General features: G+C 72.3%; 23 protein-coding genes. 12 read left to right on the forward strand and 11 right to left on the reverse strand.

Annotated elements, in window-relative coordinates:
- Window positions 1-87: 87 nt before the first annotated feature.
- The 5 genes from ACQP0N_RS06950 to ACQP0N_RS06970 form a co-directional block, all read right to left on the reverse strand.
- Window positions 88-966 (reverse strand): NUDIX hydrolase, encoded by an 879-nt coding sequence (locus ACQP0N_RS06950; RefSeq protein WP_433118527.1) that lies wholly within the window; start codon window positions 964-966, stop codon window positions 88-90.
- A complete protein-coding gene (locus ACQP0N_RS06955) occupies window positions 954-2,474 on the reverse strand; it encodes a CHAD domain-containing protein (protein WP_433118529.1) in 1,521 nt (506 codons plus the stop codon). The genes ACQP0N_RS06950 and ACQP0N_RS06955 overlap by 13 nt, the downstream gene beginning before the upstream one ends.
- Window positions 2,475-2,498: 24 nt before the next feature.
- A complete protein-coding gene (locus tag ACQP0N_RS06960) occupies window positions 2,499-4,844 on the reverse strand; it encodes an RNA degradosome polyphosphate kinase (RefSeq protein WP_433118531.1) in 2,346 nt (781 codons plus the stop codon).
- A 54-nt stretch (window positions 4,845-4,898) separates the two neighbouring features.
- On the reverse strand, window positions 4,899-5,096 hold the full coding sequence (locus ACQP0N_RS06965; RefSeq protein ID WP_007456426.1) for a cold-shock protein: 198 nt from the start codon (window positions 5,094-5,096) through the stop codon (window positions 4,899-4,901).
- Between the two features lie 182 nt (window positions 5,097-5,278).
- Complete coding sequence (locus ACQP0N_RS06970) at window positions 5,279-5,794, reverse strand: NTP transferase domain-containing protein (protein WP_433118533.1); 516 nt, start codon at window positions 5,792-5,794, stop codon at window positions 5,279-5,281.
- A gap of 128 nt (window positions 5,795-5,922) precedes the next feature.
- Here ACQP0N_RS06970 and ACQP0N_RS06975 point away from each other — a divergent pair, with 128 nt between their 5' ends.
- From ACQP0N_RS06975 to ACQP0N_RS06995, 5 genes are all read left to right on the forward strand, one after another.
- Window positions 5,923-6,657: a lysophospholipid acyltransferase family protein gene (locus ACQP0N_RS06975; RefSeq protein ID WP_433118535.1), complete on the forward strand. Its 735-nt coding sequence runs from the start codon at window positions 5,923-5,925 to the stop codon at window positions 6,655-6,657.
- The gene (locus tag ACQP0N_RS06980) at window positions 6,654-7,661 is read left to right on the forward strand and encodes an NAD(P)H-dependent glycerol-3-phosphate dehydrogenase (protein ID WP_355051531.1); all 1,008 of its coding nucleotides are present in this window, start codon (window positions 6,654-6,656) and stop codon (window positions 7,659-7,661) included. Before ACQP0N_RS06975 ends, ACQP0N_RS06980 begins: the two co-directional genes overlap by 4 nt.
- 7 nt (window positions 7,662-7,668) lie before the next feature.
- Window positions 7,669-8,790 carry a cystathionine gamma-lyase gene (locus ACQP0N_RS06985; RefSeq protein ID WP_433118537.1) on the forward strand — a complete coding sequence of 374 codons (1,122 nt, stop codon included), beginning with the start codon at window positions 7,669-7,671 and terminating at the stop codon, window positions 8,788-8,790.
- Window positions 8,787-9,572 (forward strand): putative protein N(5)-glutamine methyltransferase, encoded by a 786-nt coding sequence (locus ACQP0N_RS06990; protein ID WP_433118539.1) that lies wholly within the window; start codon window positions 8,787-8,789, stop codon window positions 9,570-9,572. Before ACQP0N_RS06985 ends, ACQP0N_RS06990 begins: the two co-directional genes overlap by 4 nt.
- Window positions 9,573-9,937: 365 nt before the next feature.
- Window positions 9,938-10,987, forward strand: coding sequence for an ROK family protein (locus tag ACQP0N_RS06995; RefSeq protein WP_433118541.1), 1,050 nt, complete (start codon window positions 9,938-9,940; stop codon window positions 10,985-10,987).
- Window positions 10,988-11,061: 74 nt separating this feature from the next.
- Here the strand turns inward: ACQP0N_RS06995 and ACQP0N_RS07000 are convergent, their stop codons facing one another.
- Both ACQP0N_RS07000 and ACQP0N_RS07005 read right to left on the reverse strand, forming a co-directional pair.
- A complete protein-coding gene (locus ACQP0N_RS07000; protein WP_357131155.1) occupies window positions 11,062-11,262 on the reverse strand; it encodes a DUF397 domain-containing protein in 201 nt (66 codons plus the stop codon).
- 7 nt (window positions 11,263-11,269) lie between these two features.
- The gene (locus ACQP0N_RS07005) at window positions 11,270-12,115 is read right to left on the reverse strand and encodes a helix-turn-helix domain-containing protein (RefSeq protein ID WP_357131152.1); all 846 of its coding nucleotides are present in this window, start codon (window positions 12,113-12,115) and stop codon (window positions 11,270-11,272) included.
- Window positions 12,116-12,389: 274 nt separating this feature from the next.
- On the opposite strand from ACQP0N_RS07005, the gene ACQP0N_RS07010 reads away from it, so the two are divergent.
- Together ACQP0N_RS07010 and ACQP0N_RS07015 are read left to right on the forward strand one after the other, a co-directional pair.
- The gene (locus tag ACQP0N_RS07010; RefSeq protein WP_088946586.1) at window positions 12,390-12,608 is read left to right on the forward strand and encodes a hypothetical protein; all 219 of its coding nucleotides are present in this window, start codon (window positions 12,390-12,392) and stop codon (window positions 12,606-12,608) included.
- A 172-nt stretch (window positions 12,609-12,780) separates the two neighbouring features.
- On the forward strand, window positions 12,781-13,881 hold the full coding sequence (locus ACQP0N_RS07015) for a D-alanine--D-alanine ligase family protein (RefSeq protein ID WP_433118543.1): 1,101 nt from the start codon (window positions 12,781-12,783) through the stop codon (window positions 13,879-13,881).
- A gap of 52 nt (window positions 13,882-13,933) precedes the next feature.
- Here ACQP0N_RS07015 and ACQP0N_RS07020 read toward each other — a convergent pair whose 3' ends face one another.
- Both ACQP0N_RS07020 and ACQP0N_RS07025 read right to left on the reverse strand, forming a co-directional pair.
- A complete protein-coding gene (locus ACQP0N_RS07020; RefSeq protein WP_433118545.1) occupies window positions 13,934-14,614 on the reverse strand; it encodes a DUF3515 family protein in 681 nt (226 codons plus the stop codon).
- 9 nt (window positions 14,615-14,623) lie between these two features.
- Window positions 14,624-14,857, reverse strand: coding sequence for an Lrp/AsnC ligand binding domain-containing protein (locus ACQP0N_RS07025; protein ID WP_007456453.1), 234 nt, complete (start codon window positions 14,855-14,857; stop codon window positions 14,624-14,626).
- Window positions 14,858-15,010: 153 nt separating this feature from the next.
- On the opposite strand from ACQP0N_RS07025, the gene ACQP0N_RS07030 reads away from it, so the two are divergent.
- Both ACQP0N_RS07030 and ACQP0N_RS07035 read left to right on the forward strand, forming a co-directional pair.
- A complete protein-coding gene (locus ACQP0N_RS07030) occupies window positions 15,011-15,943 on the forward strand; it encodes a thiamine-phosphate kinase (RefSeq protein ID WP_433121483.1) in 933 nt (310 codons plus the stop codon).
- Window positions 15,944-15,972: 29 nt separating this feature from the next.
- Window positions 15,973-16,434 carry a GNAT family N-acetyltransferase gene (locus ACQP0N_RS07035; protein WP_433118547.1) on the forward strand — a complete coding sequence of 154 codons (462 nt, stop codon included), beginning with the start codon at window positions 15,973-15,975 and terminating at the stop codon, window positions 16,432-16,434.
- 93 nt (window positions 16,435-16,527) lie between these two features.
- Here the strand turns inward: ACQP0N_RS07035 and rpmB are convergent, their stop codons facing one another.
- Window positions 16,528-16,719: a 50S ribosomal protein L28 gene (gene rpmB, locus ACQP0N_RS07040; RefSeq protein ID WP_091671657.1), complete on the reverse strand. Its 192-nt coding sequence runs from the start codon at window positions 16,717-16,719 to the stop codon at window positions 16,528-16,530.
- A 302-nt stretch (window positions 16,720-17,021) separates the two neighbouring features.
- On the opposite strand from rpmB, the gene ACQP0N_RS07045 reads away from it, so the two are divergent.
- Together ACQP0N_RS07045 and recG are read left to right on the forward strand one after the other, a co-directional pair.
- A complete protein-coding gene (locus ACQP0N_RS07045) occupies window positions 17,022-18,635 on the forward strand; it encodes a DAK2 domain-containing protein (RefSeq protein ID WP_433118549.1) in 1,614 nt (537 codons plus the stop codon).
- Complete coding sequence (gene recG / locus ACQP0N_RS07050) at window positions 18,632-20,830, forward strand: ATP-dependent DNA helicase RecG (protein WP_433118551.1); 2,199 nt, start codon at window positions 18,632-18,634, stop codon at window positions 20,828-20,830. Before ACQP0N_RS07045 ends, recG begins: the two co-directional genes overlap by 4 nt.
- Window positions 20,831-20,836: 6 nt before the next feature.
- Here the strand turns inward: recG and ACQP0N_RS07055 are convergent, their stop codons facing one another.
- Complete coding sequence (locus tag ACQP0N_RS07055) at window positions 20,837-21,625, reverse strand: AfsR/SARP family transcriptional regulator (RefSeq protein WP_433118553.1); 789 nt, start codon at window positions 21,623-21,625, stop codon at window positions 20,837-20,839.
- Window positions 21,626-21,884: 259 nt separating this feature from the next.
- Between ACQP0N_RS07055 and ACQP0N_RS07060 the strand changes: the two genes are divergently transcribed.
- Complete coding sequence (locus tag ACQP0N_RS07060; protein ID WP_433118555.1) at window positions 21,885-26,519, forward strand: LamG-like jellyroll fold domain-containing protein; 4,635 nt, start codon at window positions 21,885-21,887, stop codon at window positions 26,517-26,519.
- Window positions 26,520-26,820: the final 301 nt, after the last annotated feature.

Raw genomic sequence — 26,820 nt, forward strand, 5'->3', positions numbered from 1 at the left:
CCGGCGAAGTGCTGACCCGGTGCGCCGGGCCGGCGATGGCGCGGTGTCCGGTGTGTCGGCTGACCGGGGCGGATCAGCGCCCAGGCGTCAGAGGCGATCGGTGGCGAGCAGTCGGTCGCCGACGAAGGCGAGCAGCCAACCGCCGCCCTTCGGGGTGGTGAAGTCCTCGTCGGCGCGGCCGGTCAGCCGCTCCAACGCGCCGGGAAGCACCTTGCCCTGGCTGCACACCGCCACCTGCCCGCCGGCGCAGCCCAGCTCCAGCAGTTGCGCGGCGGTGGCCAGCACCCGCTCGTCGGGCTGCTGGCCCGGCTGCGGCTCGTCCAGGTCGCCGCAGACCTCGATGGGCAGGTCGAGCAGCGCGGCGGCCGGGTCCAGGGTCTGCACGCAGCGGCGTGCCGACGCCGACAGCAACCGGGCCGGCCGGACCACGGCGATCAGCGGCGCCAGCGCGTACGCCTGGGCCCACCCCTCGTCGTCGAGCGGCCGGGCGGTGTCCGGACCGGTCCACGTGGCCCGCTTGCCGGCGTGCCCGTGCCGGACCAGCGCGACGGTCGCGGTCACCGACGGCAGCGTGGCGAACGCGGCCAGCACCTCGGTGTCGTGCGGGTAGCTGACCAGCCGGATCGCGTCGTCGACGGTCAACCACCGGATGTCGTCGACCTCGGTGCCCGGCTGGAAACCCCCCTCGGCGACGGCGAGCATCGACCAGTAGTCGACCAGTTTGTCCTGTCCTTCGCTGCGGTAGCGCACCGACGGCAGTCGCACCTGCGGTACGCCCCGCACGTCGGCCTCCTCGGCCACCTCGCGGACCGCCGCGACGAGCGGGTGTTCGCCCGGTTCCAGCTTGCCCTTGGGCAGCGTCCAGTCCCCGTAGCGCGGGCGGTGCACCACGCAGACCCGTACGCCGTCGTCGGTCGGCCGCCAGCAGACCCCGCCGGCGGCCCGGATGCCCGTCACGGCAGCCATCTGGTCCGCCGTCGTCGGGTCGCCCGGTGCCACGCGTCGGGGAACCGGGCCCGCATCCGACGGACCGTATCGCGCTCCCGCTCGGCCAGCCGCCCGGCGGTGACCGCGATCTCGTGGTCGCCGGGACGCTGGGCGGCGAGGGCGAGCCAGGTTTCGGCGGCCACCGCGGCGTCCTGGTGCTCACCGAGCACGTCCTGGACGCGGGCCAGCGCGCGGGCCAGCCGCCGTGCGTCCCGGCCGACCGCCGGGAGGACGGCGGTGACCGCGTACCGGGCCTGTTTGCCCTGCTTGCGGACGGCGTGCCAGCGGTCGTCGGGCGCGAGCGGGTCGAGCCCGTCGACGCCCTCCGGGCCGGTGAGCTGCCGCCACGGGCGGGCCACCAGCTTCGGTAGCGTCCGGGCCGCCGGGGTGGCCGCCCGCCGGGTGAGCCGGGGCGCGCGGGCGGCGAGCACGAGGGCGTCCAGCAGGGCCAGGTAGCGCGGGGAGCGCAGCGCCTCGTCGATGGCGGCGAGCGCCTGCCGCTGCCGCTGCGCGAGCGCGTCGTCGAGCCGGTCCACCGCGTCCGCGTCGAGTGGGCTGAGCGGGTCGGCGGCCGCGGTGCGCCGCAGCCGCTCGCGCAGCACCTCGGCGTCGCGCGCCCCGCCGAGCACCCCGGCCAGCCAGCGCAGCTCGCCGCGCAGGGGACGGGCCCAGCTCCGACGTACGAGTGGACGGAAGGTCCGCAGGTCGCTGCGCAGCCGTCGGCAGGCCACCCGCATCTGGTGTACGGCGCTGTCACCGTCGCCGGTGGAGTTGTGCAGCCGGACGAGGGGATCGTGCGCCAGTAGCCGGCGTACCTCCTTGCGGACCGCCTCGGTGACCACCTCCCCGGCGCTCGGATCGTCGGCCAGCTCGCCCGGTGCGACCAGGTCCGGTTCGGCCTGGGCCACGGCCCCCAGCGCCCGCACGTGCTTCGGGGTGAACGAGCCGGCCCGCGCCCCGGCGTCGCGCAGCACCGCGCCGATGCGGCCCAGCAGGTCGCGGTCGCCGGCCTTGCGCTCGACCTCCACCTCGCGGAACTCACCCGCGGTGGCGCCGGCGTCGTCGAGGACACTCACCCGGTCGTCCACCACCTCGGCGAGCACCGTGCCGTCCCCGGCACACACCTCGTGGGCGTGCCGGACGGTACGCACCACCGTGACCGGTGCCAGGGGCGTACCCCGGTGCAGGGCGGTGACCAGCTCGACCAGCTCCGGCGGCGGCTGACCGGCCGGGCCGGGACGGGAGATCTCGTGCCGGACGCCGGGCGTGCCGGTGGGCAGCTTGACCGTCCACGGCGGCTCGTCCCCGTCGCGGTGGCGCAGGGACGCCCCGGCGCGGGCCAGCCGCAGGTCGACCGTGTCGAGGTAGCGGGCGACGAGCGTCACCGGCGGCAGCGCCCGGACCCGGCCGCCGACCGGTGCGGTGGCGGACAGGTCGGGTAGCACGAAGGTGTCGTCGACCCCGTACTTCTGCTCCTCCTCGACCATCAGCTCAGCCTAGGCGGTGATCGCTCAGCCGGCCGTGCCACCGACGCGGCGCAGCAACAGTTCCTGGAGATGTACGCGGGACGTCTCGTCGCCGCCGGTACGCCGGGTCCAGGTGCCGTCGCCGGCCAGCTCGAACGCGTCGACGTCCGGGCTCATGGCGGCGGTCAGCACGTGGTCCAACTCGGCTCGCGCGATCGGGTCGCTCACCTGCACCAGCGCCTCCACCCGCCGGTCCAGGTTGCGGTGCATCAGGTCCGCCGAGCCCATCCAGAACTCGGCCTCGCCGTTGTTGCCGAAGCGGAAGACGCGGGAGTGCTCCAGGAACCGGCCCAGGATCGACCGGACCCGGATGTTCTCCGACAGCCCCGGCACCCCCGGACGCAGCGTGCACATACCCCGGATGAGCAGGTCGACGTGGACGCCGGCCTGGGAGGCCCGGTACAGCGCGTCGGTCACGCCCTCGTCGACCAGTGAGTTGACCTTGAACTGGACCAGGCCGGGCATGCCGAGGCGGACGTGCGCGATCTCCCGTTCGATCCGTTCGATCAGGCCGCTGCGGATGCCCTGGGGGGCGACCAGCAGCCGCCGGTACGCGGTCTGCCGGCTGTAACCGGTCAGCACGTTGAACAGGTCGGTGAGGTCGGCCCCGATCTCCGGGTCGGCGGTGAGCATGCCGAAGTCCTCGTACAGCCGCGCGGTCTTCGGGTGGTAGTTGCCGGTGCCGATGTGGCAGTACCGGCGGATCTGGTTGCCCTCCTGCCGGACCACCAACGCGGTCTTGCAGTGCGTCTTGAGCCCCACCAGCCCGTACACCACGTGACAGCCGGCGCGTTCCAGGGTCCGGGCCCAGCCGATGTTGGCCACCTCGTCGAAGCGGGCCTTCACCTCGACCAGCACCACCACCTGCTTGCCCGCGGCGGCCGCGTCCACGAGCGCGTCCACGATCGGCGAGTCACCGCTGGTCCGGTAGAGCGTCTGCTTGATGGCGAGCACGTTCGGGTCGGCGGCGGCCTGCTCGATGAAGCGCTGCACGCTCGTCGCGAACGAGTGGTAGGGGTGGTGCACCAGGATGTCCCCGTCGCGCAGGGTGGAGAAGACGCTGCGCGGCACCTCACCCTCGGTGAGCCGGGGGTGCGTGGCCGGTACGAACGGCGGGTCCTTCAGGTCCGGGCGATCGGCCTCGCCGTACACCTGCCAGAGCGCGGACAGGTCCAGCAGGCCGGGCACCCGCAGCACGTCCTGGTCGTCCATGTCCAGCTCGCGGACGAGCAGTTCCAGCATGTGGTCGGAGATGGACGCGGCGACCTCCAGCCGCACCGGCGGACCGAAGCGGCGGCGGGCCAGCTCCCGTTCCAGCGCCTGGAGCAGGTCCTCGTCGCGGTCCTCGTCGACCTCCACCTCGGCGTTGCGGGTCACCCGGAACAGGTGGCACTCGACCACCTGCATGCCGCTGAAGAGCTGACCCAGGTGCACCGAGATCAGGTCCTCGACCGGCAGCATCCGTACGCCCGGCTGGTCCCGGTCGACGCGTACGAACCGCGGGACGTTGTTGGGCACCTTCACCCGCGCGAACAGCTCGGAGCCGCCGTCCGGGTCGCGGACGGCCACCGCCAGGTTCAGCGACCGTCCCGAGATGTACGGGAACGGGTGCGCCGGGTCCACCGCGAGTGGGGTGAGCACCGGAAAGATGTGCTCCCGGAAGTAGGTGCGCAGCCGCTCCCGTTCGCCGTCGCCCAGATCGCCCCAGCGCAGGATGCGGATGCCCTCGTCGGCCAGCTTGGGCAGCACGTCGTCGACGAAGCAGGCGGCGTGCCGGGCGCCCAGCTCGGCGGTCCGTTCGGCGATCAGTTCGAGCTGCGTGCGCAGCGGGAGACGGTCGCCGCCGCGTACCGGCAGGCCGGCGGAGAGCCGCCGCTTCAGGCCGGCGATCCGCACCATGTAGAACTCGTCCAGGTTGCTGGCGAAGATCGCCAGGAACTTGGCCCGCTCCAGCAGGGGAGTGCGCTGGTCCTCGGCGAGGGCGAGCACCCGCGCGTTGAAGTCGAGCCAGGACAGCTCGCGGTTGAGGAAGCGGTCCTCCGGCAGCGAAGGAGGGGTCGGTGCCTGCTCGTCGTCCCCGGCGGATGGCGACCCCGGCTGGACCCCACCGGCCGCCGGGCCGTCCGTCTCGGTGGTCGTGACGGCGGGGTCGAGGACCTCGTCCAGCCCGGAGGAGGCGCCCCCCGGGTCGTCGGCGAGCGTGTCGGCGCGGGCGGCGCCGGCCCGTTCGGCCCGGGACGGGCGGAAACGGCCGTCGGTGCCGCGGATGCGGGCGCCGTTGCGGGGGTCGGTGGCGGGCGGGGTGACCGGGTGCTCGCGAGGGGTGCTCACCCGCTCATAATCACCCGATTCGAGTTAACGCAAAATGAACTTGGCCCTGCCAGCTCAGTTCATCGTCGGCAATGTCACCCGGACGACCTCGCCGTCGGGATCGGTGTCGATGCGGACCCGCTGGCCGAGCCGGAGCAGCCGCAGGCCGGAGGCGTCGAACGCCCGCGCGGGAAAGCGCAGCTCGGTGCCGTCGTCGAGCAGCAGGACACCGCTGCGCGTCGCCGCGTCGTAGCTGGCCACCGTGCCCTGCATGCTGGCACCGTACACCGGCGGGGTCACCCCCGGGCTGCACGGCCGGTGCCCTCAGCTCGTGGCGCGCGCCGGGCGGACCGTGGCGAGCAGCGCGGCCGTGCGCGGTCCCAGACCCAGGCGGGCGGCGTCGGCCAGGTCCGCGGCGGTGTCCACGTCCCGTCGCAGGCTGGGCCAGTCGCCGGTCAGCGGCAGCGCTCCGCTCGCCTCGTGCGCCGCCGCCGAGCCGATTCCGAACCGCGGGTCGAGGTCGACGCCCGGCGGGGCGGCGAGCAGCACGGTCCCCGTGCCGGGCGCGTCCGCGACGAACCGGCGTACCCCTCGGGGTCGCGCTGCGCCGCGAGCAGCGCGGCGGCCAGCTCGTCCGGGCGCAGCGCCGGCAGGTCGGCGGTGAGCCCGACCACCCACCGCGTCGGGGTTTGTGCCGCGCCGTGCCGGAACGCGGCGTTCAGGCCGGCGTCCGGCAGATCGGCGAGCGTCCGCGCCCCGACGGCCCGCGCCGACCGCGCCACCCGGTGGTCGTCGGTCACCACCAGGGCCTCGGCGACCGCCGGGCAGGCCAGCACCGCGCGGAGGGTGTCGGCCGCCAGCGCCAGCGCCAGCTCCTCATGGCGTACGCCGGGCAGCGCGCCCCGCAGCCGGCTCTTGGCGACGGTCAGACGCTTCACCGGCACCACGACGGCCCACCTCGGCTGACTCACGTCCGCAATCCTGCCAGCCGGACGACGGGACCCTCGCTGGCCGTACCGGGGGCGAGCAGGCATGATTTCCGCTGCGGGTGTCGCGGGTGGGGCGCGCGCGTGTGGTCGGGGCGCGACGAGGAGGCACAGTGGCACGGCGGAGGCTGGGGTTCTGGCAACGGTTCGCCGTGGGGCTGGTCAAGCCGGTGATGACCGTCTGGACCCGGCGGACCTGGCGCGGCCAGGAACACCTCGCCGGTGACGGCGGTGTGATCATCGTGCCGAACCACATCTCGCACGCCGACCCGCTGGTCTCCGCGCACTTCGTCTACGACTCCGGCCGGTGGCCGCAGTTCCTGGGCAAGGCCAGCGTGTTCCGGGTGCCGGTGGTCGGCTGGATCCTGCACCGCTGCCGGCAGATCCCGGTCGAGCGGGGCAGCGTCGAGGCGGTCCGTTCGCTCGACGCGCTGGTCGCCGCGCTCGACGAGGGCGGTGCGGTCGTGATCTACCCGGAGGGCACCACCACCCGGCAGCCGGAGCTGTGGCCGATGAAGGCCAAGACCGGCGCCGCCCGCCTGGCGTTGGCCACCGGCGCGCCCGTGGTGCCGGTGGTGATGTGGGGGCCGGAGCGGATCTTCGACCCGCGTACCAGCCGGCTCAACCCACGCCCCCGGATCCCGGTGACCGTGGTCGCCGGCGCCCCGGTCGACCTCAGCCGCTGGGCGGACGCGCCGCCGACCCGGGAAACCCTCGAAGAGATGACGGACGCCATCATGCTGCGGCTGCGGGACATGCTCGCCGAGATCCGGGGCGGGACCCCGCCACCCCTGTGGGAACGGCCGGCCCGACCGTCCGCCGAGCGGCCCGAGGGCGAAGCCGCATGAGCGGCCACGTCGCGGTGCTCGGTGCCGGCTCCTGGGGCACCGCCTTCGCCAAGATCCTGGCCGACGCCGGCCGGGACGTGACGGTGTGGGCCCGCCGGGCCCCCGTGGCCGAGAGCATCCGTACCGAGCGTCGCAACCCCGAGTACCTGCCGGACCTGCTGCTGCCGTCCCGGGTCACCGCCACCACCGACGCCGCCGAGGCGATCACCGGCGCCGAGGTGGTGGTGCTCTCCGTGCCGTCGCAGACCCTGCGCGGCAACCTCGCCGAGTGGGCCCGGCACCTGCACCCGGACTCGACGCTCGTGTCGCTGATGAAGGGCATCGAGCTCGGCACCACCAGGCGGATGAGCGAGGTCATCGTGGAGACCGCCGGGGTGGCCGCGGACCGGGTGGTGGTGGTCTCCGGCCCGAACCTGGCCCCGGAGATCGCCGCCGAGCAGCCGGCCGCCACGGTGGTGGCCGGCACGAACGCCGACCGGGCCACACTCGTCCAGTCGTCGATCCGGACGCCGTACCTGCGTCCGTACACCAACGACGACGTGATCGGCTGCGAGCTGGGCGGCGCGGTCAAGAACGTGATCGCGCTGTCGTACGGCATCGCCACGGCGATGGGCTTCGGCGACAACACCCGGGCCATGCTGATGACCCGGGGGCTGGCCGAGACGGCCCGACTGGGCGTGGCGCTCGGCGCGGACCCGATCACCTTCGCCGGACTGGCGGGCATGGGTGACCTCGTCGCCTCCTGCTCGTCGCCGCTGGCCCGGAACCGCACCTTCGGCGAGCACCTGGGTCGGGGCGAGACCCTGGAACAGGCCCAGGCCGCCACGCGACAGACCGCCGAGGGCGTCAAGAGCTGCCTCGCGATCCGCGACCTGGCCCGGGCACACGGCGTGGAGATGCCGATCACCGAGCACGTCGAACGGATCTGCCACGAGGGGATGGACCCGCGTCTCGCCGTCCAGGCGCTGATGAGCCGCACCGCCAAGCCCGAGTCGTACGAGTGAGGACCTGATGAGCGAGTGGGGAGACGGCACCCGCTGTGTACGCGCCGGCCTGCCGGAGCCGGCACCGGGTGACCCGTTCCTGCCGGGGCCGGTGTTCGCCGCGCCGTACCACCTCGATCCGAGGCAGGGGCCGGACGCGTCACCGAACGGCTACGGTCGCCCGGACAACCCGACCCGGCGGCTGCTGGAAGCCGCCGTGGGCGAGTTGGAGGGCGGAGACTGCCGCGTCTTCGCCAGCGGTCAGGCCGCCATCACGGCGGCGCTGTTCACCCTGCTGCGCCCGGGGGACACCGTGGTGCTGCCCTCCGACGGGTACTTCCCGGTGCGGGCGTTCGCCACCGCCGTGCTGGAGACGATCGGCGTACGGGTGCTCTTCGTGCCGACCGTCGGCCCGTACCCGTCGTTCGAGGGCGTCCGGCTGGTGTTGGTGGAGACCCCGGCCAACCCGGGCCTGGACGTGGTCGACGTGAAGGCCCTGGCGGAGCGGGTACACGCCGCCGGCGCCCTGCTCGCGGTCGACAACACCACGGCCACCCCGCTCGGGCAGCGTCCACTGGACCTCGGCGCGGACCTGGTGGTGGCGTCCGGCACGAAGGCGCTCACCGGCCACTCCGACGTGCTGCTCGGCTACCTGGCCAGCCGGTCCGACGAGGTGATGGAGACGGCGACGCTCTGGCGTACCAGCACCGGTTCGGTGCCGGGCGCGTTCGACTCCTGGCTGGCCCACCGGTCGCTGGCAACCCTCGACCTGCGGCTGGCCCGGCAGAGTGCGAACGCCGCCGCCGTCGCCGACCTGCTGGCGGCCCGTCCGGACGTGACCGGGCTGCGCTGGCCGGGGCTGCCGGACGACCCCGCGTACGCGGTGGCCTCGACGCAGATGCGCCGGATGCCCGGGGTGCTGTCGTTCGACCTGGGCGACGCCGATCGGGTCGCCCGCTTCGTCGAGGCCGCCCGGCTGGTGGCGGCCGCCACCTCCTTCGGTGGACTGCACACCACGGCCGACCGGCGCGCCCAGTGGGGCGACGACACCGCCCCCGGCTTCGTCCGGCTCTCCTGCGGCGCCGAGGACACGGCCGACCTGGTGGCCGACATCGCCGCCGCGCTGGACGCCAGCGCGGAGGCTGAGTGAAGTCACCGCCGATCGACCGGTCGGCGCTGGTGGGCCGGCTGCGTGCCGCCGGCTGCGTGTACGCCGAGGACGAGGCCGAGCTGCTGCTCGCCGCCACCGACGATCCGGTGGCGCTGGCCGAGCTGACCGACCGCCGGGTGGCCGGTGAGCCGCTGGAGTACGTGCTCGGCTGGGCGGAGTTCTGCGGCCGGCGGATCGCCGTCGACCCGGGCGTCTTCGTGCCGCGCGGCCGGACGGCCCTGCTGGTCGAGGTGGCGGTCGAGCTGACCGGCCCCGCCCCGGCCGTGGTCGACCTCTGCTGCGGCTCCGGGGCTGCCGCCGTCGCGCTGGCGCACCGGCTCGCGCCGCGCTGGCTGGCCGCCGCCGACATCGACCCGGTGGCGGTGGCGTGCGCCCGGCGCAACCTCGCCGGGCTGGCCGCCGAGGTGTACGAGGGCGACCTGTTCGCCCCGCTGCCCCAGCGCTGGCGGGGGCGTCTCGATCTGGTGGTCGCCAACGCACCGTACGTGCCGACCGACGCGGTGGCCCTGATGCCGCCGGAGGCACGGCTGCACGAGGCCCCGGTGGCGCTCGACGGCGGGCCGGACGGACTGGCCGTGCTGCGCCGGGTGGGCGTCGAGGCGGCGACCTGGCTGGCCCCGGGCGGTCACCTGGTGGTCGAGGCCGGCGAGACGCAGGTGGACGACCTCTGCCGGTCGTTCGAAGCCGCGGGCCTGCTGCCGACCGTGCGCACGGACGAGGACCTCGACGCCACCGCGGTGAGCGCTCGCCGCCCGAGCTGAGCCGCCCCCTGCTGCCATCGTTCGTGGCGGACGCGGAACCCGGTAGCGCACGTGCGGTGGCGGCGGCGCCTCGGGTGTCTCGGGCGTCTCGCGTCTCGGCGCCACTTGCTGTGTTGCGTCCTTTGCTCTGCTTCAACCGAGGCAACACCCGGTGTCCGATTACCGGACGTCAGGTGTTTCCTGGGTTGAAGCAGAGCAAAGGGCGATCCGAGCACCCCCGCTCCTCGCCGAGGGCTCGGTGCGGGGTGGTGCCGGGTGTGGTGTGGCGCGGTGGCGGTGGCGGTGGTGGTGTGGGGTGGGCGTGGCGGGGGAGCGGGGTTGGCACTAGCCTCGGCTCACACTCATGAGGGCGGGAGGCGGTTGCGGTGGGCAGCGCAGGGGTGCCGGTGGTCGTCGGCCTGGACAACGGTGGCACCAGCAACAACGCCACCGTGCTGACGGTGGACGGCCGCTTCCTGGTCGACGGCCTGCTGGAGATCCCCAGTGAGGTGCAGGCCGGCCCGGAGGCGGCGATCGAGGCGCTGGCGCGGGCGCTGGACGGGGCGCTGGCGCAGACCGGCGTCCCCCGCGAGCTGGTTCGGGCGGTCGGGCTCGACACCCCCGGCCCCGCGAGCGCGACCGGCGTCATCTCGTCGCGCGGCTCGACCAACTTCTCGCAGCCGGCCTGGCGTGGCTTCGACGTCCGGGGCGCGTTGGAGCGTCGACTGGGGCTGCCGGTGGTCTACCACAACGACGGCAACGCGGCGGCGCTCTACGCCCACCACGTGTACTTCGGTGACGAGGCGATGACCCGGTCGTCGGTCTCCGCGATCGTCGGCACGGGCCTCGGCGGCGGGGTGGTCGAGAGCGGCAGGGTGATCGCCGGCGCCGCCGGCATGGCCGGCGAGCTGGGTCACGTGCACATCCCGCTGGGCGGCCTGCTCGGCCCGGAGCAGTCGGAGCCGACCTGCGCCTGCGGCTTCACCGGTGATGTCGAGAGCATCGCCTCGCTGACCGGCATCGAGCGCAACCTGCTGCCGTACTGGTTGGCCCGGTATCCCGATCACCCCCTCGCGGCCGAGCCGGTGGCACGGGCGGCGAAGCTCGTGCGGGGCTACGGCGAGCGGGGTGACGCGTTGGCCCGGGACCTCTTCACCCAGCAGGCGATGGCTTTGGGCCGCCTGTTCACCCTGGCGGCCAACTTCACCGACCCGCACGCGTACTTCGTCGGTGGCGGTGTGGTGGAGGCCGCGCCGGCATTCCGGGACTGGTTCCTGGCGACGGTCCGCGAGCACACCGTGCTCCGCGAGGAGCAGGCCGCCGTCGCCACCTTCGCGCTCGTGCCGGACCGCGACATGGCCGGCGCCCGTGGCGTGGCGATCGCCGCCCTGGAGGCCGTACGTGCCGCGCCGGAGCCCCGCCCGCTGGTCGCCTGACTTCCCACCTGGCCGCGCCCCGCGTCCCGGGCTGTGTTCAGCCCGGTCGGCGGGGCGCGGGTCCTACTGGTTGGTCAGCGGCGCGGTGGGGCCTGGGCGAAGGTGGCCCAGGCCGCCGGGGGGAACAGCAGGGCCGGGCCGGCCGGGTCCTTGGAGTCGCGGACGGCCACCAGTCGGGGGATCGCGGCCACCTCCACGCAGGCTCCCTCGTCGCCGCTACGGCTGCTCTTGCGCCACGCCGCCGTGGCCAACGCCGCTGAGATCGTCGGTGTCATCGGTCTCCTACCGTCCCTTCAGGACTGACAGGAGCATCGCCCGGCTGTCCGCCGGACTGAGCGCCACGCTGCGCAGATGCTCCATGATCTTGGTGCAGGTACGCGTCTCGCCCGCCCGGTCGAGGATCATCTGACCGGCGACGGTCTCCACCGACGCGATGATCGGGTCCTCCGGATCGGCGAACTCCAGGATGTGCAGCGAGCCACGGGTGCCCCGGTGGTAGCCGGCGGAGAGGGGAATCACCTGGACGGTGATGTTCGGTAGCTCGGCCATCTTGACGAGGTGCCGCAGTTGGCCCTCCATCACCGACTCGTCGCCGACCGGGCGCAGCAGCGCGCCCTCGTCGATGATCGCGTCGAGGATGGGTGGGGTGTCGGCGGTGAGCCGCTGCTGGCGGTCGAGCCGGATCTTGACCCGCTGCTCCACCAGCTCGTCGCCCAGGGTGTGCGGGCCGCCGCGCATCACTCCCCGGATGTAGTCGGCGGTCTGCAACAGGCCGGGCACCACCGATGGCTCGAAGTTGGAGATCGCGGTGGCCTCCGCCTCCAGGGCGATGAAGTCGATGGTGCGCGGGTCGAGCAGGTACGAGTACGACACCCACCAGCCCGGTTTGCGCGCGTCCTTGGCGAGTTGTACCGCGGCGGCCACCTCCTCGGACGTCACCCCGTACGAGGTGAGCAGGGCGCGCACGGTGGCCGGGCTGATCAGCGTCTGGGCGTTCTCGTAGCGGGAGAGGGTGCTGCGGGTGCTGTTGATCTCATCTGCGGCGGACTCCAGCGTCAACCCGGCGGCTTCCCGGAACTGGCGTAGGGCGATGCCGAGTCGGCGGGCACGGGCGGTCTTGGGGGCCATGCATCGATGGTCGCACACATTTATGGGAACGGGTACATGAGAGATGGCCGATGAGAGTTGCATTCATGGCTGTAGACGTGTCAATCTGTTATCGCGTCCTCACCGCCGGTTGTCGTGGCGACGGTGGTGGTGAGCGACCGGAGGGGATAGGGCGCGCGGCGATCGGGTTTCTCCCCCGTACCCGATCGCCGCGTGCCGCCCGTGCCCGACCGCCGGAAGGGGACGACGTGCGTACCGGTCCGAAGTCTCCGCCCCTGCGCCGTGGGGTTCGGGGATGACCCGCTTCCTGGTCGTGCTCACCGACGTGCGTCCCGTCGAGGGCATCGACCGCAACGAGCGGGTCGCCCCCGAGCGTCGCCGCCAAGTGGTGGGCGCGAGCAGCAGGGAGGCCGCCGACCGGATCGCCGGCGCCTTCATGGCCCTGGGCATGGTCCGGGCCGGCCGGCAGCGGGTCAAGGTGATCGCGGTCGGTCGCCGGCACTCCCGGGACTGATTCGACCCCACCATTCCGTCACACACCGTATATGCTCTGTTGACCGAATGCCGTGTCGCGTCGTGGCTCGCCGGGTATCGCCGCGCCTGATCGCCACGCACAGTAAGGTCAACCGGGTGAGCGCCACCGGCGAGCACGATCAGCCGCAGTCGCGTACGAAGAGGTGACCGGAGTGACCACCCCAGGCAAGACCCGCGTGGCGATCGTCTTCGGCGGCCGCAGCCCGGAGCACGGCATCTCCTGCGTCAGCGCCGGCAGCGTGTTCGGCGCCCTCGACCCCGACGAGTACGAGGTGGTGCCGGTCGGCATCACCCGCGCCGGCCAGTGGGTGCTGACCAGTGGTGATCCCGCCCAGCTCGCCATCGACGCCCGCCAGCTCCCGGAGATCACCGCAGAGTCCGGCGCGGACATCGTGCTGCGCGCCGACCCCACCGGCAACGGGCTGATGGTGCTCGACCCGACCGAAGGCCCCCGGGCGCTGGCCGACGTGGACGTGGTCTTCCCCGTGCTGCACGGCACGTACGGCGAGGACGGCACCATCCAGGGCATGCTCGAGATGGCCGGCATCCCCTACGTGGGGGCGAACGTCTTCGCCTCCGCCGCCGCGATGGACAAGGAGTTCACCAAGAAGCTCTGCGCCATCGAGGGCATCCCGGTCGGCGCGTACGCGGTGCTGCGCAACGGGATGACGCTGAGCGAGCAGGACAAGAAGCGGCTCGGCCTGCCGGTCTTCGTCAAGCCGTCCCGCGCCGGCTCCTCGTTCGGCATCACCCGGGTCACCGACTGGTCAAAGCTCGACGAGGCGGTCGCCACCGCCCGGCAGTTCGACCCCAAGGTGATCATCGAGGCCGCGATCGTGGGCCGCGAGATCGAGTGCGGTGTGCTGGAGGGCGAGGCCGGCGGCACCCCCGAGGCGTCCGTGCTGGCCGAGGTGCGTGTCGTCGCCGACCACGACTTCTACGACTTCGAGGCCAAGTACCTCGACGACTCCTGCGAGTACGACATCCCGGCCGGCCTGCCCGACAAGGTGATCCGCCAGGTGCAGGAGTACGCGATCCGCGCGTTCACCGCGCTGGACTGCGCCGGCCTGGCCCGGGCCGACTTCTTCGTCACCCCGGACCTGGACGTCTACCTCAACGAGATCAACACGATGCCCGGGTTCACCCCGACGTCGATGTTCCCCCGGATGTGGGCGGCCTCCGGCCTGGAGTACCCCAAGCTGGTCAGCCGGCTGATCCGTACCGCCCAGCGGCGCGGCGTCGGCCTGCACTGAACCGAGGACGTCCTCGACGCGTGGCCCGTCGTACGGGCCACGCGTCGGCGCGTCAGCCCTGGCAGCCGGCGGGTACGGCACCGCCCGAGGGCACCGACGCCACGATGGCGCTGGAGATCGGGGCGGCCCACTGCAACGGCTGCGGGTAGGAGCGCGGGATCCGGACCGTAACCGGCGTCTCGCGGTCGACGGTGGTGAGGACCGTCATGTCGGTCTCCTCGACGGGGTGCCAGCAGACCCGGTTGACCACCCAGACCTCGTCGGTGGCCGGAATGGTCGGCTCGGCGCCTCCGCAGGCCACGGTGAGCGCGGGGTCGCCGTACGCGGCGTTCTGCTCGGGGCCCGCCGTGACCGGACGCTGGGTCAGGTCGCGGATGGTCTGCGGGAGCTGGGAGAGCAGCGCCCGGCAGACCGTGGCCGGGCGCTCGGCCAGCGCCGGCGCGGCCATCTCGACCGGCGCGCTGGACTGTGCCCGGGTGGCGCTCGCGGACGGGCTCGGCGCGGCGGCCGGCGTCTCCGGGGCGAGCTTGGCAAAGGCCAGCACGGCCACCAGCAGCGTGACCGGTAGTGCGATCACCGTGGCGAGCAGGGCCGCTCCCCGGACGGTCCGGTCCCGGCCGGCCGGCGCGTCGGCGGCCGGATCGGCGTCCGCGTGGGTACCTTCAGCCGGCTCGGGCGAGGTGTCCGCCGGCTCCCGCTCGCCGTCGTCCCGAACCGCCGAGGGGGTCGTCATCTCGTCCACTTACAGCCGCACCACCGAACACGTGAGGGTGCGGGTGATGCCGGGCACCATCTGCACCTTGCTGACGATGAGTTTGCCGAGCTCGTCGACGGTGTTCGCCTCGGTGAGGACGACCACGTCGTACGGTCCGGTGACGGCGTCGACGCGTACCACGCCGGCGATGTCCGCGATGAGACCCGCCACGTCCCGTGCGCGGCCGACCTCGGTCTGGATGAGGATGTACGCCTGTACCACGACTCGACCTCCGTCCGTCGCCGCCCGAAGGCGGCCCGAAGGGTGAAACTACCTTACGGACCAGGTCTGATCCCTATCGGTGGTCAAGGAGCAGCGGTGAGCGAGCGCGGCGGTGCCGGGCAGAACGGGTCGAACGCCGGCAGTGCCGCCAGCGTGGCCGGAATCGGCGAGTTCGGGCTGATCGGGCGGGTCACCGCCCGCCTGTCGATGGGCCCGACGACGGTGCTCGGGCCGGGTGACGACGCGGCGGTGGTAGCCGCGCCGGACGGCCGGGTGGTCGCCTGCACGGACGTGCTCGTCGACGGGCGGCACTTCCGGCGGGACTGGGGGTCGGCGCGCGACGTCGGTCACCGGGCCGCCGCCGCCAACCTGGCCGATGTCGCGGCGATGGGCGCGGTCCCGACCGCTCTGCTGGTCGCCCTCTGCATGCCCGCCGACCTCGAGGCGAGCTGGGCGGAGGAGCTGGCCGACGGGTTGGCCGCGGAGGCCGCCACGGTCGGCGCGAGCGTGGTGGGCGGGGACATGTCGTCGAGCCCCACCCTGACGATCGCGGTCACCGCGCTGGGCGACCTCGGTGGCCGGGCGCCCGTGGTGCGCTCCGGCGCCCGTCCCGGCGACGTGCTGGCCCTGGCGGGTCGCATCGGGTACGCGGCGGCCGGGCTGACCGTGCTCAGCCGTGGCTTCCGTACTCCCCGGCTGCTGGTCGAGGCGTACCGGCGGCCGAACGTCCCCTACCCGGCCGGCCCGCAGGCCGCCCAGCTCGGCGCGACCTCGATGATCGACGTCTCGGACGGGCTCCTCGCCGACCTGGGGCACGTGGCGCGGGCCAGCGGTGTGGCGATCGACGTGCGGCGCGACGCCTTCGAGGTGCCCCGGCAGATGGCGGATGCCGCGCAGGCGCTCGGCGTCGACGCGTACACCTGGATCCTGGCGGGCGGCGAGGACCACGCGCTGGCCGCGACCTTCCCCCCGACGGTGGCGTTGCCGCCGCAGTGGCGGCCCATCGGCACGGTGACGGACGGTGTCGGGGTGACGGTCGACGGCGGTGCCTACGACGGGCCCCGGGGCTGGGACCACTTCCGCTGAGGCGATGTGGCGGCCGTACGCTGGATACCGTGAGTGAGATCGAGATTCGGCTGGTGCGGTTCGACGCGCCGGTGGCGCAGCAGTTGATCAGGGCCGCGTTGGCCGACCTGGCCACCCGGTACGGGGGCACCGGCGACGACACGCCGGTGGCGGCGAGCGAGTTCGAGCCGCCGGACGGCGCGTTCCTCGTCGCCTACCTGGCCGGTGAGCCGGTCGGCTGCGGCGGCTGGCGCAGCCACGGCGCGGACACCGCCGAGCTGAAGCGGATGTACACCGCCCCGACCGCGCGTGGACGCGGCGTGGCGCGCACGGTCCTCGCGGCCGTCGAGCGCTCGGCCCGGGAGCACGGCCGCAAGCGGGTGGTCCTGGAGTGCGGGGACAAGCAGCCCGAGGCGATCGCCATGTACGCGTCCGCCGGCTATGACCGGATTCCCAACTTCGGGTTCTACAAAGACGCGGAGGGCTGCGTCTCCTTCGGCCGCACGCTCTGAGCGGCCGGCGTCAAGCCGGGCGGGGACACGACAGAGCCGGCGGGCCGCAGGGCCCGCCGGCTGAGCCGAACGAGAAGAGTTGGTGCTGCCGCGTCAGGCGCGGGTGACCTTGCCGGCCTTGATGCACGAGGTGCAGACCTGCAGCTTCTTGGTGTTGCCACCACCGGCCGGGGTGCGCACCGACTGGATGTTCGGGTTCCAGCGGCGGTTGGTCTTCTTCTTGGACCAGGGCACGTTGTGGCCGAAGCCCGGTCCCTTGCCACAGACGTCGCACACGCTAGCCACGGGATACTCCTGGGATTGAAACGTTCATGAGGTCGCCGGCAGGTGCTGCCCGGGCAACCGCGTCAGCCTACCCGATGCCCCGCCGAGGTGACCAACCGCCCTGACCCGCGGAGCAGCCGCCCCACCGCTCAGTGGCTGGTGGCCGGCCCGCCGGGTGACGGGGGTGGTTCCGGCGGCAACTGTACCTGGCGGGCGGATCCCGCTCGTGCGGGCCGGGAGGGTGGGCCCCGTCGGACGTCGGCGCAACCGGACACGCCGGACGAGTCCGACGTGTGTCGGCGCGCGCCAGTAGGCTTCTGCCCGTGCTGGACACCCTCGACGCCGCCACGGTCCGCCGTTGGTGCGCGAGCGGGCTGGTCGCGCTCAAGCGTCACCAGGGCGAGATCGACCAGCTCAACGTCTACCCGGTGCCCGACGGCGACACCGGCACCAATCTGGTGCTCACCCTCACCTCGGCGCAGCAGGCGCTCTCGATGGACCTGGACACCCTCCCCGACAGCGGCCCGACCGCCCACGGGCACGCGCTGCGGCTGATGGCGCAGGGCGCGCTGCTGGGCGCGCGGGGCAATTCGGGGGTCATCCTCTCGCAGATCCTGCGCGGGTTCGCCGACGCGGTCGTCGGCGTGCCGGCGGTGCGTGGGCGGGCCCTGGCCGGCGCGCTGCGGGCGGCGACCACCGCCGCGTACACCGCGGTCGGCCGTCCCGTCGAAGGCACCCTGCTCACCGTCGTCGCCGCCGCGGCCACGGGGGCCGAGCAGGCGGGCAGCGACGACCTGGCGGTGGTGGCCCGGGAGGCGGCGCGGGCGGCGGCCGAGGCCCTGGCCCGTACCCCCGAGCAACTGCCGGCCCTGGCCCGCGCGGGCGTCGTCGACGCCGGCGGGCGCGGGCTCTGTGTCCTGCTCGACGCCCTGGTCGAGGTCCTCACCGGGGAGAGCGCCACCCCACCCGCGCCGCCGGCGCGCACCGCCCGTCCGGCGGCCACCGTCGCGCGCGAGACCGGTTCCGAGGAGTACGCCTACGAGGTGCAGTACCTGCTCGACGCCCGCGCCGACGCGGTGGCCGCGCTGCGCCGCACCCTGGACGCGCTGGGCGACTCGCTGGTCGTCGTCGGCGACGGACGCGAGCCGGACGGCACCTGGACCGTGCACGTGCACGTCAACGACGTGGGCGCGGCGGTCGAGGCGGGGATCGCCGCCGGCCGTCCGTACCGGATCTCGGTGACCCGCTTCGCCGATCAGCCCGAGCCGGCCGGCGGTGCGACCGAGGACGGCCGGGCCGCCGTGGTCGTGGCCACCGGCGCCGGGATCGCCGAGCTGTTCGCCGCCGAGGGTGCGACGGTGGTGCGAGGCAACCCGTCCATCGGTGACCTGCTGGCCGCGGTGCGCGGCACCGGGGCGGCCCGGGTGGTCGTCCTGCCGAACGATCCCAACACGGAGGCGGTCGCCAGCGCGGCGGCCCGCGAGGCGCACCGGCACGGCGTCAAGGTGAGCGTGGTGCCGACCCGTTCGCCGGTGCAGGCCCTCGCGGCCCTCGCGGTCCGCGACGGCGCCCGCCGGTTCGAGGACGACGTGATCGCGATGGCCGAGGCGGCCGGCGCCTGCCGCTACGCCGAGGTCTGCCACGCCAGCCGCGAGGCGCTCACGGTCGCCGGCCCCTGCCGTCCCGGGGACGTGCTGGCGCTGGTCGAGGGCGAGGTGCACCTGATCGGCACCGACCTCACCGACACCTGTGCCGCCGTCGTCGACCGGATGCTCGGCGGTGGCGGGGAGCTGGTCACCCTGCTCGCCGGGGTGGACGCCCCCGTCGGGCTCACCGATGCCGTCCGCGCGCACGTCGCGCGACGCTGGCCGTTCGTCGAGGTGCAGGCGTACCCGGGCGGTCAGCCGTTCTATCCGCTCCTGGTGGGGGTCGAATGAGTGAGCCGGCCACGGTGGACACGCCGCTGAAGAAGCTCGTCGGCGACAAGACGGCGAAGGCGCTGGCCTCCCAGCTCGACCTGCACACGGCGGGCGACCTGATCTACCACTTCCCGCGCCGCTACGACGAGCGGGGCGAGCACACCGACATCCGGTCGCTGGACGTCGGGGAGCAGGTCACCGTGCTGGCCCAGGTGCAACGCACCGCCGTACGGCCGATGCGTCAGCGTCGGGGCAACCTGCTTGAGGTGACCGTCGGCGACGGCTCCGGCGGTGTGCTGACGCTGACGTTCTTCGGCAACCAGGCGTGGCGCGAACGGGAGCTGCGGCCCGGCCGGTGGGGGCTGTTCGCCGGCAAGGTCACCGAGTTCCGGGGCAAACGGCAGCTCAACGGCCCGGAGTACGTCCTGCTCGGCGAGGGCGGCGAGGGCGAGGCGGCGGTCAACGACGAGATCGAGGAGTTCGCGGGCGCGCTGATCCCCGTGTACCCGGCCGCCGCTGCCGTACCGACCTGGGTCATCGCCCGCTGTGTACGGGTCGTCCTGGACACGTTCACCCCGCCGGACGACCCGCTGCCGGCCGCCGTTCGGGCCAACCGCAACCTCGTCGACCTGGGCGCGGCGCTGCGGGAGATCCACCGACCGTCCACGAAGGAGGCCCTGCACCGGGCGCGACGGCGGCTGAAGTGGGACGAGGCGTTCGCCGTCCAGTTGACGCTGGTGCAGCGCAAGCACCGGGCCGCCGACTGGCCGGCCCGGCCCCGGCCGCCGCGCGCCGACGGGCTGCTGGACGCGTTCGACGCCCGTCTGCCGTACGAGCTGACCGCCGGCCAGCGCGAGGTGGGCGCGGAGATCGCCGAGGACCTGGCCGCCGCGCACCCGATGCACCGCCTCCTACAGGGCGAGGTGGGCTCGGGCAAGACGGTGGTGGCCCTGCGGGCCATGCTCCAGGTGGTCGACGCGGGCGGACAGGCCGCGCTGCTGGCCCCCACCGAGGTCCTGGCCGCGCAGCACTACCGCGGCATGCTCGACCTGCTCGGGCCGCTGGGCCGGGCCGGTGAGCTGGACTCCGCCGACCACGCCACCCGGGTCGAGCTGGTCACCGGCTCGCTGGGCGCGGCGGCCCGCCGCCGGGCGCTCGGCGAGGTGGCCAGCGGCGCCGCCGGCATCGTGCTGGGCACCCATGCCCTGTTGTACGAGGGTGTCGACTTCGCCGACCTGGGTCTCGTGGTGGTCGACGAGCAACACCGCTTCGGCGTGGAGCAGCGCGACGCGCTGCGCGCCAAGGCCGACCAGCCGCCGCACACGCTGGTGATGACGGCGACGCCGATCCCGCGAACGGTGGCGATGACCGTCTATGGCGACCTGGAGGTGTCCACCCTCTCCCAGCTGCCCCGGGGTCGGTCGCCGATCGCCTCGCACGTGGTCCCGGCCGCCGAGAAGCCGGCGTTCCTGGACCGGGCGTGGCGTCGGCTGCGCGAGGAGGTGGCCGCCGGCCACCAGGCGTACGTGGTGTGCCCGCGCATCGGGGACGGTCCGGTGTCCGACGAGGAGCCGCCGCCCGAGGACGACAACGGCCGGCGGCCTCCGCTGGCGGTGACCGAGGTGGCGCCGCTGCTGGCCGAGGGACCGCTGCACGGGCTGCGGATCGGGGTGCTGCACGGCCGCTTGCCCGCCGACGAGAAGGACGCGGTGATGCGCTCCTTCGCCGCCGGTGACCTGGACGTCCTGGTGGCGACCACGGTGATCGAGGTGGGTGTGGACGTGCCCAACGCCACCGTGATGATCGTGTTGGACGCCGACCGCTTCGGCGTCTCGCAACTGCACCAGCTCCGGGGCCGCGTCGGCCGGGGCGCGGCCGCCGGACTCTGCCTGCTGGTCAGCGAGGCGGCCGAGGGCTCGTCGGCGCGGGAGCGGCTGGATGCGGTGGCCTCCACCAGCGACGGTTTCAAGCTCGCCGAACTGGACCTGGAGCAGCGCCGCGAGGGCGACGTGCTCGGGGCCACCCAGTCCGGGCACCGCTCGCACCTACGGCTGCTGTCCCTGCGACGCGACGCCGACCTGATCCGCGACGCCCGCGCCGAGGCCATCACCCTGATCGGGGACGACCCGGAGCTGACCCGCAATCCGGCGCTGGCCGCGTCGGTGGCCGCGCTCGTCGACGAGGACCGCGCGGAGTACCTGGAGAAGGGCTGACGGGTCCTATTGCAGGGCGAGCCGGGCGATTGCGAGGTCGTCGCGTTGAAGGATCGAGCCCTGTAGCTGTTGGAGACGCTGGGACGGCTCGATACCGAGCGCGTCACTGAATGACGCGCGAGCCTTCTGGTAGGCCCCGAGGGCTCCGGCCGGGTCGCCGGTGAGGTACAGCGCTCGCATGAGTTGTTCCCACGGGCGGTCGCGCAGGGGTTGGTCGAGTACGAGGGCGCGAATGTCGTGCAGGAGGCCGTTGGTGATCCCGAGCGCGAGTCTGGCGTCGAGGAAATCTTCGGTGGCGATGATGCGCTGCTCGTCCAGGTCGGCGAGTTGTTGCGCGAGGGTGCCGGTGGCGCTGATGTTCTCGCCCGCCGGGCCTCGCCACAGTGCGAGTGCGTCGTGCAGCAGGGCTGCCGCATTGGCGTGGTCTCCGGCCCTCAGATGTGCCTGCCCGCGTCTGCTCAGGTCGGCGAAGATGCGGGCGTCCAGCTCGTTGGGCGCGAGAGTCAGGAGGTAGCCGCCGCTTCCGCTGACCGTGACCAGTCGGGATGCCAGGCGGGGGTCGGCGCTGCCCAGGATCGCACGTAGGCGTGCGAGGTAGCTGCGCAGATTCGACATCGCGGACCGGGGCGGCATTGCCCAGAGCGACTGGACGAGTTTGCCGCTACTGACACGCTGCCCACCCGCGAGAAGTAGGGCAGCCAGCACCGCCCTGAGCATGGCCGCCGCGTCGAGGCTCAGCTCGGCTCCGTCGACCGTTGCTTCTAACGTGCCGAGAAGGGCAAAACTGATCTCCAACCTGACTCCCCCGTGTGACTCGATCACGACCGTAGGTGTCGCACCCGCAACTCACAAGACTGCTGTGTGAAGCACACGAGAATCTTCGATGTGCGCGCGATGTGCGCGTTGGTGTGCGCACCCCTGCGCAACGGCTGGTCAGCATGATCTGTCAGTTGGGCTGTGAGTGTGTGGGGGAGCCATGGGCCGCCGGTTGGATCGCGTTTCGCGCGTCAGGTTGATCGAGGGCCGAGTTGGCTTCCATCTCGCGTGGCGTTCCTTGCTCGCACTCGTGCTCGCGGTGCTGCTGCCGACCACCTCGATCGTGGTGCTCGACGACCCGGCTGCCGCACAGGCAGCCTCGGCGAACTGCCCGGACTCGGCGAACGACGAGGCGGCCGCCACCCGGGCCGCCGCCGCCTGTCAGGGTCAGGTCGAGGTGGCGGACGCTCGGGACGAGAAGCTGCAGGTGTTCGCGAACCCGAATGGCTCCTTCACCGCCCGCGCCGCAGCCGTCGTGCAGCGTGTACGGGACCGGTCCGGCCGGTGGGTCAAGCCGGACCCGACCCTGCACCTGACTGCCGATGGCCGAATCACCCCGGCCGCGACGTCGCTACGGATGTCTTTCTCCGGCGGTGGCACCGGTCCCGCCGTAAGCATCGGAAAGGACGCCGCTGAACTGAGCCTGCACTGGTCGACAGCGCTTCCGATCCCGAAGCTCAATGGTCCACGAGCCACGTACTCGAACGTTCTCCCCGGTGTTGACCTGGTGCTGACTGCGGAGGTCGAGGGTTACTCCGAGGTTCTGGTCGTCAATGACGCCAAATCCGCTGCCAACCCGTCCCTGGCCAGCGTGCGCTTCCGCACCACCACGAGAGGGCTGAGGCTTCGGCAGGGGCCGGCTGGTGATCTCACAGCGCTGGACGCCGCCGGCGTTACGCTGTTTGCTTCCGGCACGCCGGCCATGTGGGACTCCGCGAAGGTGGCCGACCGCGCCCCCGGCCCGAACGTCGGCTCCAGGCTGGCCGGCCCCGGTAGGGCGCAGACCGCCATGCCGGTCCAGCTCAATGGTGACGAACTGGTGATTCGTCCGGACCTGGGGATGCTCCGGGACGGGGCGACGACGTTCCCGGTCTATATCGACCCGGCACTCGGCAAGTCGGCCTGGACAATGATCAACAGCACCTACCCGAGCCAGTCCTACTGGAGCTACGACAAACAGGACTGCCCCGACCCGTACGGATCGATCCAGTGCGCCAAGGTGGGTTACACCAACACACCGAAGAGCATGATCTACCGGTCCCTGTTCGCCTTCGGGATCGGCAGCCTGCTGCACAAGCACGTGCAGGACGCCAAGCTGTCGATGGACACCGTGTATTCGTGGACGAACACCGACTATGGCACACAGGTGCGGGTGACCGGCGGAATCAACTCCGGCACCACCTGGTCGAACAACTCGGGCAGTTGGGGCGCTGTGGTAGCCACGGCCAACAGCCACGCGCACGACCGGGTACGTCGACGCACCGAGTGGGGCGTCACCAAGGCGCTCCAGACGGCGTCGGGAGGGACGTCCAGCACGCTGACCCTCGGCCTGCGGGCGGTGAGCGAGTCAGACGTGAACAACTGGAAGAAGTTCGACGCCGGCACCGCCCTGCTCACCGTGACCTACAACTCCTACCCGAACGCACCGGACTCGCTGAGCGTGGCAGGCGGTCCGTGTGTCACCGGTGCGTCTCGGCCGTACATCCGCACCCTCACCCCAGCTCTCAAGGCACGGCTCACCGATCCGGATGGCACGGCACGCCTGCTCAAGGGGACGTTCTACTGGTGGAAGCTCAGCGGCGGTACGCGTAACGGCACCGACTCGGTCGCCCAGGGCTCGGTCGTGGCCGGCCAGAACGCCAACGTGACCATCCCGTCGGGACGCCTAGCGGACGGTGGCGTGTATGTCATGCAGGCCATCGCCAACGACGGCATCGACAACGGCCAGTACTCGTCCACCTGTGAGTTCCAGGTAGACGTGACACCACCGGCAGCTCCCAGTGCCGTGACCTCGACCAATTATCCCAACGACGGCCAGGCGCATGGTGGTGTCGGCATACCGGGGTCCTTCACCCTGAAACCGCCGACCAGTACGCCGAGCGACTTTGCCGGGTACGCATACACCCTCGACGCGGGGATCAGCGCGGCGAGCGCGACCCAGGTGGAAGCCAACGCCAGCGACCACACCGCGACAGTCTCGATCAACCCGGTCGTCGACCAGGCGTACAACCTGCGGGTGTGGTCGCGGGACAAGGCCGGCAACTTCTCCACCTCCCCGTACGTGTACGCGTTCACCGTCCGGGCGGGAACCGGACCGGACGCGCGCTGGAGCTTCGACGACAGTGCTGGCACGGACATCTCCCAGCACGGCAACACCCTGACGGTCAACGGCGGCGCCTGGACTTCCGGTCGGGGTGCCTACGGCAAGGCCTTGCTGCTCAACGGCACCACATCGTACGCGGCGACAAGCGGATCGGTGGCTACTCGGGATCCGGAGACCGGCGGCCCGGTCACTCTGCATTCCAATCAGAGCTTCAGTGTGGCGGCCACGGTCCGGTTGGACAATGCGGCCGGCTCCGGCCAGCAGGTGATCGTCGCTCAGGACGGCAGCCGGACCTCGCCGTTCCTGCTGAGCTACAGCGGCAGCGACCGGAAGTGGCGGTTCGCGGTCGCGGCCACCGACGTGGACGCACCGGCGACCACCGCGATCCTCTCCAACTCGACGGCACCGACCGGAATCTGGACCAGACTGCTCGCCACCTACGACGGCAGCACGCACGTGCTGAAGCTCTACGTCGACGGGGTGCTCCAGACGGCAACCGCGACAGCCGCGACATTCGATGCCACCGGCCCGGTGACCCTCGGGCGAGGACGTTGGGCCGGTGCCTCGTCCGGTTACTTCCCCGGAGCTGTTGACGACGTGCGTGTGTACGGGCGGGTGGTGCTGAACACCGAGTCGGAGTTCACGCTCCTCAAGTTGCCCAACCCGCCGATCGTGACGCTGCCGAACGGCACCACGGCCTACGCTGGCCAGACGCTGTCGGCGGTGCTGAGTGCCGGGGGCGACACCGCGGTGACCAAGGTGCAGTACCAGCTCGGTGTCTCTGGCACGGTCACCACCGTCACCCTGCCGACCCCCGGTGGTCAGACGACCGTGAACCTCACCTCGACCACCGTCGACACGCCGATGCTGATGGTGCAGGGCATAGACGCCGCCGGCCTGAAGTCGCCGACCGCCGCCACCGTGATGACGTTCCGGGAAGCTCCCGCACTGAGTGGCGTGGTGACGGACGCGCTCACCGGTGCCGCCCTCGCCGGCATCACCGTGCAGCTGTCGCCCGGCGATCTGACCCGGGTGACCAGCGCGACCGGTGCCTACAGCTTCACCGGGATCGCCGCTGGCCCGTACAACGTGACCGCGACGAACGGCGGCAGCGGCTGCGCGGGTGAAGTCGCCACCACCGACGTGGACATCGACCGCGCGGTGCCGCTGAATCTCATGCTGGCACCGGAGTCGGACGTCTATGGCTACACCTGCAAGGTCACACCGAACACCCCGTTCGTATCGGGCACCACGAAGTTGAGCCTCAAGGGCGACGACAAGGTCAGTGCGGCGGTTGCGCTGCCATTCGCGCTGCCCTATTACGGCAAGACCTACAGCACGGCCTGGGTGTCCACCAACGGCTCAATCAACCTGAGGGATCCGCATGGGGAGGCTCCGTTCCTGCCCGTCAGCCTCCCCGATCCGATCCACGCGCCGTTCGCCTCACTCTTTCCCTACTGGGACGACTTGACCATCGACTCCAAGGGTGGCGTGTACGTCGGCGCGACCGGGAGCGGCAGTGGTCAACAGTTCGTGGTGGAGTGGCGCAACGTGACCACCGTCGGTGGCACCACCCGATTCGGCTTCGAGGTGCTGCTGTCGGCGAATGGCGACATCACCTTCAACTACAGCGGTGCCGTCAACGACGAGTCGAAGGGTGCCGAGGCAGCGGTTGGTATCACCAGTCCGGGCGGTGGCTACGGACTGCAGTACGCCTTCCAGGACCCGGTGCTCGAGTCAGGCACGACGGTCACCTTCGTGTACCCGCAGGAGCCGTGGCCCCTCTCGTTCGGTTCCATCTCCGGCACGGTGACCCGGCAAGGCATGCCGGTGAGCGACTCGAGGATTCACCTCGGGCAGTTCTCGACGAAGACAGACGACTCTGGTCACTACACGCTCACCGACGTCGAAGCCGGAACGTACGGTGTGACCGCCGATCAGGGTTGCGACACGGCCACCGAGCCGGATGTCTATATCGACGGCGAGGTCACCCTCGACCTCTCGCTGAGCACCTACGTCGACGGCTACGGATACTCCTGCACCTGGGAGCAGGCAGAGTGGATCCCGGGCCAGACTCTGGTCAACGGCAACTCTGACGACATCACTCTGCCGTTCGCGTTCCCCCTGTACGACCAGCAGTGGTCCAGCGTGCATATCACTCCCACCGAGGTGTGGATGCTCAGCTCCAACCACCTCCCCAGCTCATTGGGGATCCAGTTCGGGCCGGGCGCCGACCCGACCGGCGACACCCAATCCGGGCTCCTGACTGCGGTAGTCGGCACCGCTCCGAATCGGCAATTCATCGTCGAATCCCGCAACTACACCTTCTCTGAGCGGCCAGACCTGCGGCTGAGCTGGGAAGTCGTGCTCGGCGAGGACGGCTCGGCAAAGATGATCTTCAAGACGCCACCGGACCTCGCCGCCTTCTCGGAGCCGTCGCGGATGTCTCTGGCCGGGTCGGCTGGAAGCGGGCTCGACTACACCGACAACGCCGACGGGTTCCCCGCGGGCAACGCCGTCGTGATCCACCGCCAGACCGCCGGCTCCTGAAATGCCTCTTCTGCCCGCCCACCCTGATCCGTGGAGGTCATCGGTGAGATCCCGCTCGTCCCGTGCGCGGACGATACTCGCGGCGCTGGTCACAGCCACGCTGGTGGTCACCATGCACCAGCAGCCCGCCATCGCGGCAAAGCCGAAGCCCTTCACCCCTCCGCGGGCGGCGGAGCAGCCGAGCGTGCCGGTGCGGAAGGTGAAGGCCCTCCCGTCACCCGTCAGCCATCTGCCACAAGCCGGCAACCTCCCTGCGCCGGTCTGGCCGGCTGCCAGTAGCGCCGACGCAGCGCTTTCCCAG

This window comes from Micromonospora sp. CA-246542, from assembly GCF_050942905.1.
Lineage (GTDB): Bacteria > Actinomycetota > Actinomycetes > Mycobacteriales > Micromonosporaceae > Micromonospora.

Bases quoted from the DNA above. Each gene is read 5' to 3' on its own strand.
- ACQP0N_RS06955 (WP_433118529.1), bottom strand. From the start codon at position 2,474: ATGGTCGAGGAGGAGCAGAAGTACGGGGTCGACGACACCTTCGTGCTA.
- ACQP0N_RS06950 (WP_433118527.1), bottom strand. From the start codon at position 966: ATGGCTGCCGTGACGGGCATCCGGGCCGCCGGCGGGGTCTGCTGGCGG.
- ACQP0N_RS06965 (WP_007456426.1), bottom strand. From the start codon at position 5,096: ATGCAGGGCACGGTGGCCAGCTACGACGCGGCGACGCGCAGCGGTGTC.
- ACQP0N_RS06980 (WP_355051531.1), top strand. From the start codon at position 6,654: ATGAGCGGCCACGTCGCGGTGCTCGGTGCCGGCTCCTGGGGCACCGCC.
- ACQP0N_RS06985 (WP_433118537.1), top strand. From the start codon at position 7,669: ATGAGCGAGTGGGGAGACGGCACCCGCTGTGTACGCGCCGGCCTGCCG.
- recG (WP_433118551.1), top strand. From the start codon at position 18,632: ATGAGTGAGCCGGCCACGGTGGACACGCCGCTGAAGAAGCTCGTCGGC.
- ACQP0N_RS07000 (WP_357131155.1), bottom strand. From the start codon at position 11,262: ATGACACCGACGATCTCAGCGGCGTTGGCCACGGCGGCGTGGCGCAAG.
- ACQP0N_RS07005 (WP_357131152.1), bottom strand. From the start codon at position 12,115: ATGGCCCCCAAGACCGCCCGTGCCCGCCGACTCGGCATCGCCCTACGC.
- ACQP0N_RS07020 (WP_433118545.1), bottom strand. From the start codon at position 14,614: ATGACGACCCCCTCGGCGGTTCGGGACGACGGCGAGCGGGAGCCGGCG.
- ACQP0N_RS07010 (WP_088946586.1), top strand. From the start codon at position 12,390: ATGACCCGCTTCCTGGTCGTGCTCACCGACGTGCGTCCCGTCGAGGGC.